The following is an 18956-nucleotide window of genomic DNA, read 5'->3' on the forward strand; positions in this document are numbered from 1 at the left end:
ATATAGAATAACATTTCTTCGGAAAATAATAAAGTGTTTATTTAAGTATTTTCATTTATTACATTATGTTAAGTAAAATAAGGCTGCCCAAAGGACAGCCACGTTAATGTAATTAATAATTGATAATGGATAGTTGATAATCGTTGAAGTAATTTGTTCTAAATTACCAAAACCCATTTTTCTAATTTCAAAATTTATTATAAAAAACTTTATTTGAAAAAAACTCCACAGGAGTTTTCTCCTGAATTCTATATTATTCATTCTATATTCTACATTTCTTAACGGTGTTTTCTGTGACTTCTTGAAGATCGTCTACTATCTTGATTTTGAGTAGGGTTCATTCCACCATTCATATTGCCATTCATTCCGCCACCATTCATAGAATTAAAGAACATTGCTAAAGGATCCATTTGAGAGCCATTTTGGTCATTCATATTAGGCTGATTTTGTTGTCCTTGTTGGTTTGGTTGACTTTGTTGTGCTCCTGAATTTCCACCATTCATTAACATGTTCATTAATTGATTCATATCAACGCTGTTATTTCTATTGCCATTTTGGTTTCTTTGTTGTTGCTGTTGTTGTGGTTGTTGATTTAATCCATTCATAAACATTGCTAAAGGATTGTTGTTCATATTAGGATTCATATTACCATTCATATTATTTGGCATCATATTATTTCCGCCCATTAACATACTTAATAATTGATTCATACCATTTCCTTGGTTCATATTATTTCCTTGTGGCATACCAGTCATTCCTCCACCCATTCCAGGCATTCCTCCGCCCATTCCATTCATAAGCATGGATAAAGGATTGTTACCTTGACCTTGTGCTCCTCGTTGTCCTCCCATTCCACCCATCATAGATCCAAAAAGCATATTCATAAGTGGATTTCCACCTAGTCCTCCAAGGGGGTTTCCTCCACCACCCATACCTGGCATTCCTCCACCCATTCCTGGCATTCCGCCTCCCATAAGTCCTCTAAAAAGCATATCCATCATTTGCATATGGTTATCTCCTATTTTATTACTGTTACTATATAAATATTTATCTAACCACTAATTTGCTACATAAATAATAATTTAATTTTTTATAGTAACAAATGATTTATATATATTACTTACCTCAAATTTGTTTTCCTTTAAAAATCTATTAATTTCTCTATTATCTTTATCAATGCTCAAAGGTAATTTCATTTTCTCTTCTATAAAACCAGTAATAAGATAAAGGTTTCTTATACTATAATCATTATGCTTTTCCTTTATGTCTTCCTTCATTTGACTTATAAGAGAATTATATACCTCAGATAAATATTGTTTCATATCCTTAATTTTATAAGGAAATATATACTTATTAGCAAATAAGGTTAAAGTAGCACCTATAATAACAAATATAATTCTTTCAAATACTAATTCAACTGTACCACCAATTATTGCAGCTGAAGCTACTGCTGATACAGTAACACAAACCATTTTTTGTTTATAATTTTTACTAAATGGATCTAAATATCCAGCTAAAAGAATAATTGCTGCTCTTGCAGTTTGATTATGTATAGCTCCAAAAGCTATAAGAACAATAACTCCACCTATAAATGTACCTATAACCCTATCCTTTACTCTTTCATTCGAAACTTCTACATAAGGTTGAATAAGGGAGAAGATAGTAAAGCACATCCATCTTCCTTCAGATAAATTAAAGAACTTAGCTATAAATGCAGTAAAGGCACCTATTACCCCTAATCTTATAGCATATCTAACTTTAGCTGAATCAATATTGAAGTTTCTTTTGTGAATGGCTATATTATGGAAGTGATAGGGAATATGATATTCTTTCTTTATACTTTTCTTTTCTTTTTCACTTAAAACACTTATGTTTTCTACTTCTCTATAAAGAATATTAATCAAGTCTATAGTTTCATTTATATAATCCTTATTTAAATCTTCTCTATTTAAATATAATTTTATATTTTCTATATCTTTTAATTCTAAATTTCTATCTTTAATATTTTTAACCTCATTATATATATCATTTAATAAATCTTTATAGTTACTTTTATTCTTTTCTATGTTAATTCCATCTAGTAACATATTTATTCTTTCTAATGCCCATATAATATCCGTTATAATTATACCATCACTAGTTAAATAGTAATCATCAACTCTTTTGTCATATATAACTCTTTTTAAATAATTTATTGATTCTAATATTTCTATATTTTCTTTTTCAAAGCTTTTATTATCTTGTATTAATTTTATTTTTTCTAATATGCTATTACTAATTTTATCTATTAATTTAGTTCCTGTTTTAAACAACTTATCCTTATTTACAACAAATTGAATTAACATTATAAAGATACTTCCAAAAATTAAAGCTATAAACCTATTAAATAAAACTTCTCCTTCTGCTGGATAAAACAACATAAAGAAATACTGAAGGCCAAATGGCACCACAATAGATTTTTTTAAATTTCCACTAAAGAAATATCCAATTGCAAAAAGAGCAATAAAATTAAATATAATTCCAAGCCATACATTTTGAATAGCTAAAACTGAAAATACTAAACTAAATAAATTAATCCCTAATATTTTAAAGAAATTTTTTAATGGTGCTATTGTTAAGTCCCTTTCCATAAGAGTTAACCCTGTAGTTATTATAGTTACCCCTACTAAGGAATTTCCAGCTCCAAATAATGACTGAAATATATTAACAAAAGCTATTATAAATATAAAAATTATTGTATTGGTAATTATTTTATTTTTCATTCTAGTCCCTCCCTTTTGATACAAGAAAAAATATTATCACAATGAATCTTCAATTTCAACAATGCTTCTTTCTTTAATTTTTCATTAATATTATTAGCATTTATTTAATTTAAATCATTTTCTTTTTTTAATATATCAATAATTTTTAATATATTTTCACAAAAAAAAAAGTAAATAATTTGTGTTAGTTGTTCTTCCAGCATCTCCAAATGCCACTAACACAAATTATTTACTTGGACTGGCTAAATCAAAGATTTAGAGTCTCAATGGAAACTCGCTACTCACATTCGTTCGTAGGAGTGCACTCTGTGTAAGTTCCACTATTCAAAAACAAGTTTTGAAGTGTCACTTAACTTCGACTGGCTAAATCAAAGATTTAGAGTCTCAGTTATATTTTCTTTCTATCGCTTTTCTTTTTTAGTAGAGAACTAGTATCTAAGGATTGTTTTTTATTTTCTTCATTTGTTACCTTACTTTTTGCTCTTTTACTTTCTTTCTTTTTAATTTCTTCAACTTTTATATCTTCTTGAAGCTTTTCTTTTATAATTTTCTTTTCCTCAGATATTATCTTATAATTTTTATCTTTTTCTTTATTTGTTGAAAGATCATTTTCTGGTATTATCTTTTCCTTCTTAGGTTTATCTTTTCTCTTTTTAAATATTTTAATAAAATCTAAATTTAACCTTCTATATGCTATATCAAGCATAAACAATAAGATACTTATTATTAAAAGAGGGTTAGTTAAATTAATTTTTTTATATTCTCTTTGAAGCTTTCCTTGAAAAACTTCCTCCGCCTTATTTATAAAGGTTCCCTTTGTTTCTTTTACTACTACATCTAGCTTTTCAGCATTAGTATTAAACTTATATTCATCTGAATACTGAAGTGCAAAAGCACCTTTATAGTTATTAGTAATTTCACCATTTTCCTCTTCTCTTATATTGAAATTATAAAATCCTAATGAATTTAAAGGTATATTGGCAGAGAATTTACCAGGTTCAACTTGAGATAACTCAAACTCTCCTTCTTCCCCATTTTCTCCATTATAAATACCCTTAACTTTTGCATCTTTAGAAATATTATCATTATAAAATTCAATTTTGGCTTCATTACCTTCTTGTGATATATTTAAATACCCATCTTCACCATACTTGGGTATTGTAAAGTAAACCATATTCTTTATAAATTGTGGACCATACTCCCAAGTTAAATAATTTTTACTCCACTGTCCATTAATATCTGAAGTAAAACTTACTGTCCTACCTATTCCATATTGCATAGCAGCCAATATTGGTTCATCATGACTTGAACTTAAAATTTCTACTGCATTTTCTTTTATAGAAGTACCTATATATCCTAGTAAACTAGGTATACCATCAGAAGTTTTAACTCCTGCTAATATTTCATGATTACTTAGTATCTTTGGAGTAAATTCTTCATTTATTATATAAGTACCTGCTGATAATAATACTTCTTTTGCAAATATTCTAGGAATATCTGTATAAATATCTGTATAATAACTTCTCCCCCTACCTACAGATGCTAGTTGATTTAAAAGATCGGCATTAGCCCCTTCACCAACAGCTACTGTAGAAAGTGTAACATTATTATCATTAAAGCCTTGTAATAAATTTAAGTAGTTATCATATCCATATCCATCTTGTCCGTCTGTTAAAAGAATAGTATGTTTTATTTTTGCATTACTTTCAAGTTGTATATTGTAGCCTTGTTCCAGAGCTGGATATATAGAAGTTCCTCCTCTTATTTGGATTCCAGAAATAAGTTCCTTTATATACTCCTTATCTCCAACCTTTTGAAGTGGTACAACTACATCATAAGTATCATCAAAGGCTATTACAGATATTTCATCTACTTCTCTTAAATTTTCTAAGGCCTTCATTGCAGCTTCCTTGGCTAAGGTTAATTTACTTACACCTCCGCCTTCTGCACTCATACTACCTGACTTATCTATAATTAAGTTTATACTTATAGCTGGAACTTCATTTTTCCCTCTTTTATCCATATACACAGGTAATACCTTTTCTAATGATGTATCTTTATATCCTCCAAGAGCATAAGAATCTTCACCACCGAAGGTTACTAAACCACCACCATAGTCTCTTACATAAGCTTCAATATTTTCCATAAATCCATTTGTCAAATCATCCTTATGAACATCATTCAAAACTATAGTCTTATATTCTAATAACTCATTTAATGAATTAGGTGATCCTCCTGGTGCTATCTTTTTTATATTAGCTCCAGAGTTTAACAATATTTCCTCTAGAGATGTTGAATCTCCTTTAGCTCCATTTATAAGAAGAATATTTGGTTTATCCATTACATTTGTAAAGGTACTATATTCATTATTTACTTTATTTGTATCATCTGCTGCTTCTATTAAAACTCTATATCCTTTAAATCCCCCTGAATTTTGCTTATCTCTAAACACAAAGGAGTTTTTTCCCTTTTGTATTTGAACTTCTTGCTCTCCTACCTTAGTTCTACCAGAAAAAAGTGAAAGCTTAGCCTTAGTTGCATAATTAGATTTTATATCTATAGATACTGAAAATTCTTCTCCTACAGCTATATTATCTGGAACCTTTACACTATCTACATAAACTTCATTTCCCTTTTCTCCAGTTACTTTATATACTTTAAAATCTATTTTTTGTTCATTTATTAAAGGAATAGATTTTAAAATATCTCCTTGATTTTCTTCTCCATCAGTAATTAAGACAATTCTTTTTGATCCACCTCTTTCAAACAAGCTTAAAGAACTTTCTATAGCCTCTTGAATATTAGTAGCTGTAACTATAGGACTTTCATTTATAGACTTATATTCTTTCTTTCTATTTAAAACCTTATCTACCTTAGAATTATCTCCAAACAAAACTACTCCAGCTTTATTTCCTCTTGGCATTTTTTCTAAAGCTGTGGATATAAAATCCTTTCCCGATTCTTCAAAATCACCAATACTTTCAGATACATCTAATAAAAATACTGTTGATATATTTCTTCCCTTTAAGTTTATTGTTATATTCCCAAAAGCTAGTATAAGTAAAGCAAAAATTAATGTTCTACTTATAAATATAGCTAATTCATTTTTATTCCATGGTTTATATTTTTTAAAACTATAAATCATAAAGGCAAAAATCAATGGGATTAGTATTAAAAAATATAAATTTCCTATTTCTATCTTCATCTTCTTGCCTCCTAATTTCCTCGTTTATACATTATCCATTCAAAAGCTACTACCATCATTGCCATAATTATAAGTAAAGGAGAAATATTTAATCCTCTTTTTAACTCTGCTTTAGAACTTACTAAGTTCTCACTTTCACTAATATTACTTACCTTAGTATCTCCTTCTTTTTCTGAAGGGAAATTTACTGAAAATAATTCCTTTTCTTCTAAGGCTTCTAGTTTATATATCCCAAGCTGACTTTCCTCTTTTATTTCATCGCCTGAAGATATTTCTTCACTTTCACCATTTGGATAAGTTAGTGTAATACTAGAATCTAAACTTATACCCTTAGCTATGATTTTTTCTCCAGCCTTATAGTTGTTCTTATACACCATCCCACTAGAAATTAAATTTTCACCAAGTTCATACATTAATATAGGAAACTCTTTTTTTAGTGGAAAATCACTATTGTGAAGATCAAAGGATAAAGCAGCAATTTTTCTTCCATCAACTTCTCCCTTAAATCCTATAAACTCTTCATCTATATTTAAAAAACCCCTTCCGTAATAAGGTATTTCTATTGAATTATATTTTCCAGCAGTGAAGGTTGTATCTTCTAAGTATTTTGATACTTCTCCAATAACAGCCTTAGCTTCTCCCCCTTCTCCACCAGAAATAACATTAAAAAATTCATTTGATGAAGGGTTAATAAATAATATGCTTCCTTTTGATGGCATAACATCTGGTGTAACACTATCAAATACATATAAATCATAAATATCTGAACTAGTTAAATTAGATACATTATTAGTTTTATATACTTCAGTATTTTGAATACTACTAAAGGCTTTTTCTAAAAATAAATTTTGTTCTGTAACTATAAGAATTTTATTAACCTTTTTCTTTCCAACTACATGATTATAAGTATTGTCTCCTAAAATCATGTCTTTTCTGGATAATTCTCCTCTTAAAGTTTCTGATTTAATTGATGGTAAATCTAAGCTTAATGTTTTATTTTCTCCTTCTTTAAGATTTAGAGCTTCAACTGATATAAGCTCTTCTCCATCATAAAGAGAAAAATCCCCTTCGTAATCTCCAGTTCCTCTATTAGTTATAGTAGCAATTACTCTAACTTTATCTTCTAAAAACTTATGAGATACATTATCTATTGAAGCATTTACACCTGAATTTGCTAGTGACACTACCTTTCCATTAACATCTCCCAATGAAAAGTCTTTATCAGTAATAATAATTGCTTCATAATCTTCTTCAATACCTTCTCCTATAGCCTTAATAAAAGATATAGTTTCATTTATATCACCTGTATTATAGCTTTGAGATATAGAATTAATAATTTCATTAGATACTTCCTTATTAAACTCACCATTTTGAAGTAAATTACTACTTCCGTCAAAAGATATAATATAAGTATTAGTATCTTCTTTAGTTGAAGATAAAACTTCCTTTGCTAATCTTTTTCCTTCATCTAATCTACTTCCACTTCCATACTCTGCACTCATACTTGCAGTATTATCTAATACTAGGATAATATTTTTATAAGTCTTGCCTCCAAAATTTAAATATGGTTTCATTAAGCTTAAAATTAGTAGTAATAATGTAATTATTTGCAAAAGTAACATTATATTTTTTCTAAGTTTTTCCCAAGGTGTATTGGCTCTTGTATTTTTATAAACTTCATTCCATAAAAGAGTTGAAGAAATAACTTCTTCTTTATACTTTCTCTTTAATATATAAAGTAGTATTAAAAGAGGAATAGTTATTAATAAAAATAAAGGCCATAAGCTACTAAATCCCATAATATATTCCCCCTAATACAATACTCTTTTCTTACTAAATTCACCTAATATTATTTCTTCTATTTCCATTGATGAGCTTACACTTATAAACTTTCCACCATATTTTCTTACTAAATCCTCAATTGATTTTTTATATATCTTCAATGTAGATTTATATTCTTTAATTATACTTGGAGTTAAACTCATCTTTATATTTTCATTAGTTTCACTATCTATAAATGTAATTTCATTATTAAAATCAGGGTTTAGTTCTTCCTCTGATAATATTTGAACTAAAATTATATCTTGTTTCTTAAAAGCTAAATATTTTAAGGCTTCTTCTAAATCCTTCATTCCTTGGTTATTAAAGAAATCCGACACTATAACAGAAACTCCTCTAGGAGTTAACGGTCTCTTTTTTATACTTTTAGTTAAATCTGTACTTCCTTTAAACTCTAGACTTTCTAATTCCCTAAGTATTCTTTGAAAAGCCTTATTTCCTGCAGCTGATTTAATATTTTCTATACTTCCACTATCCATAGTAGAAATATTTACTCTATCTAAATTGTTTAATACAATATAGCTTAGGGCTGCAACTACCTTTAAGGCAGTATCCTTTTTATTTACTAATCCATAATCCATAGACTTAGATTTATCTATAAAAAAATTAAATACTCCTTCTCTTTCCTCCATGAAAACTTTAACAAAAAATTTATCAAATCTTCCATATGCATTCCAATCTATTCTTCTAAAGTCATCTCCTGGTGCATATTCTCTATAATCTGAAAACTCAACTGATACTCCTTTTGCTTTAGATTTTCTTCCTCCTTGAGTTCCAGATGAAAGCTTAAAATTTATATGCATATTAATTTTATTTAGCTTCTTGAAGAAATCTTCATTAAATAATCTTTCACTCATTAACTACACAACCTTTAAATCTTCTAATAGCTTATCTATAATACTTTCCTCAGTTAAACCTTCTGTTATAGCATCAAAATTTAATATAATTCTATGTCTTAAAACTGGATAAGCCAATACTTTTATATCTTCGAAGGAAACATTAAGTCTCCCTTCCATTACAGCTCTAACTTTAGCTCCGCTAATTATCCCTTGAGCAGCTCTTGGACTTGCACCTGCTTCTAGATACTTTTTAACTATTTCAGCACCCTCTTCTATTTCAGGATGAGTAGCTAATATTAACTTTAAAGCATATTCTTTAACAGAATCTGCAATCTTAATTTCCCTTATTGCTTCTCTTATCTTTAATATTTCATCCCCTTCAAGAACAGCATTAATATCAGTTTTATCATTAGTTAAGGTTAAATCCATTATTTCTTTTAATTCTTGTAAGTTTGGAAAATCTACATTTAACTTAAATAAAAATCTATCTAATTGAGCTTCTGGTAGTGGATATGTCCCTTCTTGTTCTATTGGATTTTGAGTTGCAAGTACCATAAAAGGCTTCGACATCTCATAAGTTTGTTTTCCTACTGTAACAGTTTTTTCTCCCATTGCTTCAAGTAAAGCCGATTGTGTTTTAGGAGTAGCTCTATTTATTTCATCTGCTAGTAAAAGATTAGTAAATACCGGCCCCTTTTCAAATTTAAATACAGTTTTATCCTCTTCTTTTACAACTATATTAGTACCAACAACATCTGCTGGCATTAAATCTGGTGTAAATTGAATTCTAGAAAATTTTAAATTTAATACCTTTCCTATTGTCTTTACTAATTGAGTTTTTCCCATTCCTGGCATACCTTCTAAAAGTACATTTCCATCAGCAAATATTGCAACTAAAACATTTCTTATTATATCCTTTTGACCTATAATTCCTTTTGATATTTCTTCTTCGCATTTTCTAATTTTCTCTGAAATTTCTAGCATTTCTTTCTCATTTATTTCCATGATTTTCACCCCTTAGTTTAATCCTTCAAAATACTGCTTAATAAGATCCTTTAAACTTTCTGGTAAATTACTATTATTAGCACCTTCTAAGGCGCTATTAGTATAATCTCCAATTACCTTATCATAATTTATTTTATTTCCATCTAAATTAAATCCATTTTCTGAATCTATACTTTGAGAGTTTCCATTTTGATTTTTATTTCCAGTAAGGTTCTTATCATCTCCAACCTCTCTTCCTGGAATATATACTTGCTCTCCTACTTTGTTATCTATATCATTTTCCTTACCTTCGTCGCTTCCCATGTTCCAACCTTGACCAGATCCATTTCCACTTCCCTGTCCTTGACCATTTCCCTGACCACTTCCAGAACCTTCGCCTTCACCAGAGCCTTCTCCTTCTCCAGAACCTTCTCCTGAGCCTTCTCCTTCTCCTGAGCCTTCTCCTTCATTTTTATTACCATCACTATTATTTTGAGAATTTTCAATAGCTTCCTTTAAAGCTTCAGCATCTAACTTTCCATCTAAAACTGAATTAGATGCATTTTCTAAGGCTTCTTTTAAATTTTCATCATTAACACCTTCAGAAGCACTTGCTAAAGCTTTTGACAAATTATTAAGTTCACTTGAACTCATATTTCCTAAGGATTTTTTTAATTTTCCTAACGCCTTTTCTAAAGCTTCTTTATCCTTAGATAATATAGCCTCTGCTAAATCTTTACCTTCTTTTTTCTTTATTAGTTCATTTGTAAGCTTATTTAAATCTTTTTTAGCTCCCTCTTCTTTTTCCTTATTAAATTTATCTAATAAATTCTTTTGCATATTTTGTATATCTTCTTTGCTTTTTTCACTGCTTGACTTTTCTTTTGCCTCTTCTAGCTTCTTTTCCATTCTTTCTAATGTTTTATTTACATCAAGCTTCTTTTCACTTTCCTTTAATTCCTTCTTTGCATCCTCTAATATCTTTTTTATTGCTTCCTTCTCTTCTTTTGATAAATTCTCTAACTTATCCACATTTTTACTCTCTTCTTCAATCTTTTTAATATATTCCTGTTGATATTTATTGAACTCTCTTATGTTATTAGCTTCTTTTTTAGATGCTGTATCTATAAAAGAAGTTAGTACACATAGAAAAATTAATGAAATTACTAAAATTATTTGCTTTTTATCTATAGAAATTTTTAGATTTTCTTTAATATTAAAATTTTTAATAAATTTTACTGTATCTTTTTTTTGAGCAATAGATATGTTATCTTCTTCATTAATAAATTCTAAAGAAGTTGTTACTCTTTCTTTTAACCCCTTTGAATCTACTATTAAAGCAACTTTCCTATTATCTGGTGCTTTAATAAACCCAAAAATTATAATTCCCATAACTCCTACTAGTAAAATTCCTAAAGAAATCTCTTCTACATATGGAATAGTTATAAACAAAGATATTAATAGTACGCATAATATTAAGCATAATAGGTATTTTAAACCTATTATGCTTAAGTTAATTATAAAGTTAGCTTTAATTCTTTTTGATGCCTTTCTAATAAAGGTTAATATTTCATTGTTTAAAGAATTCATAGCCCTACTCCTTTACTTTTTTCTTTCCTTTTGCCCTTTTCCTTCTTGAAAACTTCTTTTCATTTAACGGATTTAGCCTCCTTGCTGCTAAAAATATAAATATGAAGCTAAATATTAATTGAATACTAATACTTATATAATCTGCATATTTAGAAACACCTAGTTGTCCTATAAAGTAAATAGAATTTCCTCCAAATCCAACTTGATTAGATAACATTACAAAGAAGCCAGTTGCAGGACTTAAATAGGCAATTGGAGAAATTTCTGGTGTTTTTCCGTTGTAGCCCATTTTATACATATTAACCATCAACAGAATATAAGCTATAACTATTGTTCCAACAAATATGAACAATATTAAAGCATAGGTTAATGAGGTTGCTACCTTGGAAGTTTTAGAATAAGTGGAAATAAACACCCCAATGGCTCCAACAAATATTGTACTTATAATAAAAGATCCAACTAAAATCAATATATTACTTAGTTTAATACCTCCTATTAATCCGCAAATTGCATATAAAGGTATTGTACAAATTATTAGCATTATTACCTTTAAGGAAGAAGCTGAAAGCTTTCCAAGTATAATTTGTAGAGGACTTAATCTTGTTGAAAGTAAAATGTCTAATGTTTGCTTTTCTCTTTCTGAACATATTGAAGTTGCTGTTAATGATGGAACTATAAACATTAATAATATAGCTTGTATTACTGCCATAACAATATAAAGAGTAACTGCTCCTTGAGGATTTATCCCTGAAGCATAAACATCTGAGCTATAGCTATTGTAAAATATTAAAGTGCCTACTGATAAAACTGCAATATATATTAATAGCATTAGTGAAAATCTTGGAGTTCTCACAGATAGTTTACTTTCATTTCTTAAAACTGGATTTAATTTCATCTTGCTGCCCCCCTTTAATTATTTTCCTCAGTTATTTGTATAAAGACTTCTTCTAAATTCCCTGATGCTTTACTATAGCTTATAACTGGAATATCCTTTAATATTAAATCTTTTAATATATCCCTAGCTTCTTTATCTCCACCAGCTACATTTATAGTAACTTTATTACTATCAACTGATATTTCTTTAACTTCTGTTTTCTCTTTTAATAATTGTATTGCTTCTTCAACTTTATCTATAACAGTTATATTTATAGGTGCTGTCCCCGATGCCATTAACATAACTTCTTCTACAGTTCCTTCACAAACTATAGATCCATTTTTAATTATTCCTATTCTAGTACAAATCTCACCAAGTTCTGATAATATATGAGAGGATACTATTATGGTTTTCCCCATTTCTCTTAAGTTCTTTAATATTCCCTTCATTTCAAACCTTGCTCTTGGATCCATACCTGATGCTGGCTCATCTAATATTAATAACTCTGGATTATGGACTAAACATCTAGCTAAGCATAATCTTTGTTTCATTCCTCTAGATAATCCATCTACATTTGCATCCCACTTATCTTGAAGGTTAACAAGTTCTAATAAATCCATAGATAATTTTCTTGCTTCTTCTCCAATTATTCCATATATCGATGCATAAAACTCTAAGTATTCTATAGCTCTTAAGTTATCATATACACCAAAGAAGTCAGGCATATAGCCTATTTTATCTTTTAATGCTTTATTGTTCTTAATGGCATCTATTCCATCTACATATACTTCTCCACTGTCCGGTGAAAGAAGCCCAGAAACAATCTTCATAGTAGTACTTTTTCCTGCTCCATTTGGACCTATAAAACCAAAAATTTCACCTTTTTGAATTTCTAGATTAACACCCTTTAATGCTTTAAAATTACCATAGGATTTTTCAAGATTCTTTATAACTAGCACTATCTTTCCCTCCCCTTTACAGTAATTCTTGGAATCATTGATTGACCTTTACCTGCATCATCTACTATATACTTAACTTTAACAGTATTATTATATATATAATTTTCTAAATCCTTAATTTTCTCATATCCTTGTGACATTAAAAATTTATCATAGGTATCTGTTTTATAGTTGTAAATATACTTTTCTGCATTATCTCCAGGGGAATATCCATATCTATCTATTCCTTGTTTAATAATTAAATCTAAAATTTCTATATTATTATCAATTTCATATTTAAATACTACTTCCCCTTGGCCATAAATATAGCCATTATAATCGTCTATATGAACATTATTTGAAGAGGACTCTACAGTATGATCAAAATATCCATCTGGGAAGTTATAATCACCATTTTTATCTCTAAAATCTAATTCTGCATCTTGAACTATTGCAGTTGTATCAAACTTAGAAACTGATTTATTTCCAAAGTCAACACCATATTCTATAGGTAAATTGGTAATTGCAATTAACTTAATATCTTTATTAATAAGAATTTCATCAGAAGCAACTCCAATTAAACCTGATACTCTTAATATATTTTTAAATTCTTCAGATTTTAATTTTTCTTTGTTATTCCATCTAGCATCATAGTATTTTTGATTTAAAGTATCTGAATATGCTTGTAAACCGCCAGAACCCACAGTCTTTAAATCACTAATCTCTTTTTCTTCATCTTTATTAATTGAACCAATATCCCAAATATTTCTTCCGGCTACTAACAATAATTTATTAATATCATATCCTAAACTATTCTTAACTTTTCCATTTAAATTTCCCTCTGATAAATTAAATGATGACTCAATTGTAGATATTATTTGTTCCTTGCCTACTACTTCAAAAGGCTTCATATCTAATGCATCACTATTATTAAAGGTAAAGTAGGAATTATTTCCACTATATGTTGTCTTAACTCTTAAAATACTGCTTCCTTCTTCTTCTTCATTTCCATAATAGTAATTGTCAATAGTTGCATAGTTCATAGTTAAATCTTCAGGCTTTTTAATTATTACATCTGATTTATATTTACTTCCTATTCCTAAATATCCTTTAGCAGTTCCTTTTCCATTTTCATCTACTAAAATTATATTATTTTGATTTAATACAATGTCATTAACCCTTGTTGCTGAACCCATAAAATAAATTATAAAAGTAAATAATATTGATATTACAGGTATTACAATCCAAGCAAAATCTCTCTTATTTATTTTCTTTAACACTATATAAAGAATGATACCAACTATAACTGCATATAAAGAAAGAACTATTATTAAAGACTTAACCCCTACTATTTCATTTATAGGAATAGTTCTTGTTAGCTCGCTTGCTCTATAATATCCTTGCATATATCCGCCATTCATATTATTTTCAAAGAGCTTAGTTGTAGAATCTGATATAATGTTGCTAAAAAATTTTCCTGCATCTTTTGATGATATTAATGGATCTAAACCCAAATCAAAGGTTGTAACTATTATTTCTCCCTTGCCTCTTTTCAAGGAGTAGGTTAAAGGATTATCATCACTTCCATTTTTAATCTTAGAATCTTTTACTTCTAAGTCTGAAACTATAAGTTTTAAGTTTTCATCTACTAAAGTAATATTTTTCTCTTTAGTTCCTCTTGACTTTATGCTTAAAAATTCATTATCTATATTACTGATAGTTTTTCCTTCATTTGCTCCTGCACCAATTATTAAAGTTCCACCTTTATTGACCCAAGAACTTAATGCTTTATATTGTTCAGTTTTTAAGTTTGACATATTATAATTATTAATAAGGATAATATCCAATCCATCTATGTTTAAATTATTTTCTCCAATTATCTTCTCATCTAATTGAACTTTTTCAATTACACCTTTATATCCTGGGCTATTAGGATTATCAAACATTACACTTCCTGTATAGCTTAAGGATGTTTGGTCATCTGTTAAAACTCCCATAAATAAATTTGATTCACTTACTCTTCCATTTGAAATTAGGCTTTTCTTTTCAAACAAAACCTTTCCATTCTCAACAAGATTTACTGTTATTTTACTCGATCCTTCTAATAGTTTTATTGGAATAGTTAATTTTCCAGTTTCACCTTGAGTCACTGAAATTTCCTTACTATAGGAATCATAAGTAGAAGTACGTGCACCACTTGTTCTTATTTCTACTTCTCCATTAAAATCCTTTTCAGAGCTCGTAAATTCAACAGTAACTGGAATATACTTTAAAGCCCTATACTTTCCTTCTAATCCTGAAGTAATTTTCATTTCATAAGCCTCAGCTTTATTAGTATCAGCTTTTACAATTAAATTACTAAAGGAAATAGTACTGATTACTAAAGTTGTAAGCATTACTAATAAACTCTTTTTCAAGAATAACTTCATTATTTTCCCCCCTAAGTTATAAAATTTCTCACATATTATAAGTCTAGACCAAATAATAGAAATTTACCTTAACAAAATCTTAAAATTTCCTTATTTTCTCTAAATATACCTAATAAATATTATTAAGCCTTATTATTTTAATTTTACTATTATTCACTACATTTTACTATAATATGTTAATTTTTTATAAATTTGTAATAATTATTTAATATAATAGGTAAATTTACTTAATATCTTAATTTAATAAAAACTAAATTAATAAAGGAACAAACACCTCTTTATTTTCATAATATATTACATAAAGTGCTATTTCAGAAGAAAAAAATTTAAAGGAGAATCTATATGAAAAAAATAAAGGATATTATGAAGGAAATGAATAGCTTAAGTGAGCAAATTGCAGTTTCATTAAATAGTGAAGAAGAAGTAGTAAATCAAGTAGAAGCTGTAACTCAAACTACTCCATCATGTGCAGCTAGTCCTCAAACTACCTGTGCTAATGTAGATGCTACTAGCCGTTATATTCCATTTTGTGCTGTAATAAGTTTACCTGGTAACTTTGTTCCTACTACTAATAGCCCTACACCTAAGATAATATATGATTTAAGTTGCCTAAGAACAGTGGTTGAATCATGTTGTTGTAATGGAATTCCAAAATGGGATATAAGAGTTGTGGGAAGTATCTCATTTGTTGTCAATGTAGATATTAAAACTACAGGAAATTGTGTTGTACCTTCTAATTCTACCGTAGCAGCATGCGCTAGCAACAGTATCTGTGTAAATAAAGTTATTTGTAATAAATGTAATTATGAAGATGCTATTATTACTCGTTCTAATATTAGATTTAACTGTGATACTGTTACAGTTCCAGTTGCAGATTTTAGAGCTGTATATACTCCAGGAGATTGCTTTGTAAAAGTAACAGGTAATTTCAGACTTCCAGCATGCTCTTAATAATCTTTAAATTATAAATACTATCTTTAGCATATATATTATAAAATAAACTTATACTTGGCTTCATCAAAATAAATTTATTATTGTGATGAAGCCATTTTTATATTTTTTCTTTATAGTCATTAAAGTTATAATATCAAACGTAATATGCATATATTCTATATAAATGAACAATTAATTTGAGAGGTAAAGCTAGTGGTATCTATAGAACAAAATATACACATTCTAAAGCAATCTAATGGTTCTATATGGAACTTTCTATATGATAAAAGATTAGGAATTACATATAAAATATATGAAAAAAATAAGTGGTCAAATATATATATATTAACTAAAAAAACTACTGGTAAATATTCCGTAAGCTTATTACCAAATGATACAATATGTCTTATATATGAAAACCTTAGTAGGCAATTAGTTATGAAGATATATACTAATAAAAAGTGGAGTTACAATTATATAGTTAAAAATCAGGAATATGATGAAATAGATACTTACTTTAAAGCTATATTTATTAAAAATGATTTATTATTATTTTGTAGCATCTATAATAAATATACTAATGTTTTAACTATAAACTCTTATATAATTGATAATAAGTATAATTTAGGCTTACCATCATTAGTTGATAAGTTTTTCTTTGAAAATAATATTAATTTTTCACTTTCCTCTATTAAGGATAATGTATATATCCTGTATCAAAAAAAAGAAACTAACTATACTCTAGGGTATAAGCTATATAATACTAATTCCAAAACTTATTCTGAATTTTATAAAATAGATGAATCTATTGGCTTATTTAAAGACTATTATTTATTATCTCTTAAAAATGAACTTCATTCTATTTATACAAAAATAGATACTAATAAAAGCTATTTATTAAATTATTGTAAAATTACTTTATCTTTAAATAATTGCATTTCTATATTTAAAAGTAAATCTAGTTTTTCTTCATCAATATTTATAGCTCATAGATATATTTGGTGCTTTTGGTTTAAGGATAATAAACTTTTTAGTACTGTTTCCATTGATGGAGGTAATTCATTTATCAAGCCTTATCAAGTGGATGAAGTAAATAACTTAAAGATTTATAAAGCTTACTATATCTCAAACGTCTTAGAAAATAAAAATATTATGTGCATAGGATACACATTCATTATAAACATCAATTCTCCAAAATTATTAGTAATTGATAATATCTATGAGCTAATTTATAAACATAGTCAATATAATAGTTATAGATTTTATATTCTATATTTTCTTTCACTTATTAACATAGAAAATAACTCAAATAATATATCATTTTCTGACAAAGATATATTAATTCAAAAACAAAGCAATATTATAAAAAAACAAAAAACTAAATTACTATCAAATGAAAACAAATTAAATTCCATTAAGAATCTCATAGAAAAGTTTAATGAAAATACCTACCAATTAAATGAAAGTATATCACTCCTTCAAGATGATTTATCTAATAAAGAAACTGAACTTAATGAATTAAAAAAATTATATATTGAAAAGGAACTAGAATTAGAATTGTTAAAGAAAGAGACTAAAACTATGAAATTAAAAAAAGTAAATACCTTTAAATTCAAAGAAATCTTATCTAAATTAACTTATTTTTTAAAAGATTAATTTTTTATTATTTATCTTATTGTCATCAAGAATAGCTTTTGAATATATTGACTATATATTAATTACATTTAAGGAGCAACTATGAAATATTTTATTAAAACCTCTGATAATGCTAGGATTTTAGTAGAAGACCTAAATTCTGATTCTGAAAAAACAATATTATTTATACATGGTTGGCCATTGAATCATACTGCCTTTGAATATCAATTAGATTTTTTCCCTGATAAAGGATATAGATGTGTAGCTGTTGATTTAAGGGGCTTTGGTGAATCTGATAGACCTTATAATAATTACGATTATGATACTATGGCTTCAGATATAAAAAAAGTGATTGATGTGCTTAATCTAAAAAATATAACTTTAGTTGGTCACTCTATGGGTGGTGCTATATCTATCAAATACATCTCTAAGTATAATTCCCATGGTGTTTCTAAGCTTTGTTTAATTGGTGCCGCAGTACCTAGCTGGGTTAAAACCAAGGACTTCCCTTATGGTTATACACAAGAAAAAGTTAATGAATTTATTAAGGACTCTTTATCAGATAGGCCAAAATTTTTAAAAGATGTATCTGACCAATTCTTTTTTAAGTATATATCTCAACCTATGCTAAATTGGTTCAATAGTATTGCTTTAAATGCCTCTCCTTGGGGTACTTTCAAATGCTTAGTTAGCTTAAGAGATGAAAGATTGTTTGATGACATTGAAAAAATTAATCTTCCAACTCTGATACTTCATGGATTTCATGATTTAATTTGTCCATATGAATTTGCTAAATATTTAAATGAAAAAATTAAAAATTCTACTTTAATTCCATTAACAGAGAGTGGACATGGTGCTTTTATTGAGGAAAAAGATAAAGTGAATAAAAGCTTATTAAACTTTATAGAGAAATGATAGAATAATATTT

General features: G+C 27.6%; 13 protein-coding genes. 3 read left to right on the forward strand and 10 right to left on the reverse strand.

Features of this window, described 5'->3' with window-relative positions; all coding sequences use genetic code 11:
• Window positions 1–278 precede the first annotated feature (278 nt).
• The 10 genes from BN6774_RS14950 to BN6774_RS14995 all read right to left on the reverse strand — a co-directional run bounded on the left by BN6774_RS14950 (window position 279) and on the right by BN6774_RS14995 (window position 15460).
• Window positions 279–1007, reverse strand: a complete 729-nt coding sequence (locus BN6774_RS14950; protein WP_066895186.1) for a hypothetical protein — start codon at window positions 1005–1007, stop codon at window positions 279–281.
• A 75-nt stretch (window positions 1008–1082) separates the two neighbouring features.
• Window positions 1083–2762, reverse strand: a complete 1680-nt coding sequence (locus BN6774_RS14955) for an FUSC family protein (RefSeq protein WP_066895188.1) — start codon at window positions 2760–2762, stop codon at window positions 1083–1085.
• A 388-nt stretch (window positions 2763–3150) separates the two neighbouring features.
• Window positions 3151–5967, reverse strand: coding sequence for a VWA domain-containing protein (locus tag BN6774_RS14960; RefSeq protein WP_066895190.1), 2817 nt, complete (start codon window positions 5965–5967; stop codon window positions 3151–3153).
• An 11-nt stretch (window positions 5968–5978) separates the two neighbouring features.
• The gene (locus BN6774_RS14965; protein WP_066895192.1) at window positions 5979–7766 is read right to left on the reverse strand and encodes a vWA domain-containing protein; all 1788 of its coding nucleotides are present in this window, start codon (window positions 7764–7766) and stop codon (window positions 5979–5981) included.
• Window positions 7767–7778: 12 nt separating this feature from the next.
• Entirely contained in the window at window positions 7779–8663 is an 885-nt protein-coding gene (locus BN6774_RS14970) for a DUF58 domain-containing protein (RefSeq protein ID WP_066895194.1), read from the reverse strand.
• 3 nt (window positions 8664–8666) lie between these two features.
• Window positions 8667–9650, reverse strand: coding sequence for an AAA family ATPase (locus BN6774_RS14975; protein ID WP_066895196.1), 984 nt, complete (start codon window positions 9648–9650; stop codon window positions 8667–8669).
• Between the two features lie 12 nt (window positions 9651–9662).
• Complete coding sequence (locus BN6774_RS14980; RefSeq protein ID WP_066895198.1) at window positions 9663–11219, reverse strand: pectinesterase; 1557 nt, start codon at window positions 11217–11219, stop codon at window positions 9663–9665.
• A 4-nt stretch (window positions 11220–11223) separates the two neighbouring features.
• Complete coding sequence (locus BN6774_RS14985) at window positions 11224–12114, reverse strand: ABC transporter permease (RefSeq protein WP_066895200.1); 891 nt, start codon at window positions 12112–12114, stop codon at window positions 11224–11226.
• Window positions 12115–12128: 14 nt separating this feature from the next.
• Window positions 12129–13052, reverse strand: a complete 924-nt coding sequence (locus BN6774_RS14990) for an ABC transporter ATP-binding protein (RefSeq protein ID WP_066895203.1) — start codon at window positions 13050–13052, stop codon at window positions 12129–12131.
• Window positions 13052–15460, reverse strand: a complete 2409-nt coding sequence (locus BN6774_RS14995; RefSeq protein ID WP_066895204.1) for a hypothetical protein — start codon at window positions 15458–15460, stop codon at window positions 13052–13054. The genes BN6774_RS14990 and BN6774_RS14995 overlap by 1 nt, the downstream gene beginning before the upstream one ends.
• 342 nt (window positions 15461–15802) lie before the next feature.
• On the opposite strand from BN6774_RS14995, the gene BN6774_RS15000 reads away from it, so the two are divergent.
• The 3 genes from BN6774_RS15000 (at window position 15803) to BN6774_RS15010 (ending at window position 18943) form a co-directional block, all read left to right on the forward strand.
• On the forward strand, window positions 15803–16411 hold the full coding sequence (locus BN6774_RS15000) for a hypothetical protein (protein ID WP_066895206.1): 609 nt from the start codon (window positions 15803–15805) through the stop codon (window positions 16409–16411).
• Between the two features lie 195 nt (window positions 16412–16606).
• Complete coding sequence (locus BN6774_RS15005) at window positions 16607–18049, forward strand: hypothetical protein (RefSeq protein WP_066895208.1); 1443 nt, start codon at window positions 16607–16609, stop codon at window positions 18047–18049.
• A gap of 81 nt (window positions 18050–18130) precedes the next feature.
• Complete coding sequence (locus tag BN6774_RS15010; protein ID WP_066895209.1) at window positions 18131–18943, forward strand: alpha/beta fold hydrolase; 813 nt, start codon at window positions 18131–18133, stop codon at window positions 18941–18943.
• Window positions 18944–18956: the final 13 nt, after the last annotated feature.

The organism is Clostridium nigeriense (assembly GCF_900086595.1).
In the GTDB taxonomy this organism is placed as follows: domain Bacteria; phylum Bacillota; class Clostridia; order Clostridiales; family Clostridiaceae; genus Clostridium; species Clostridium nigeriense.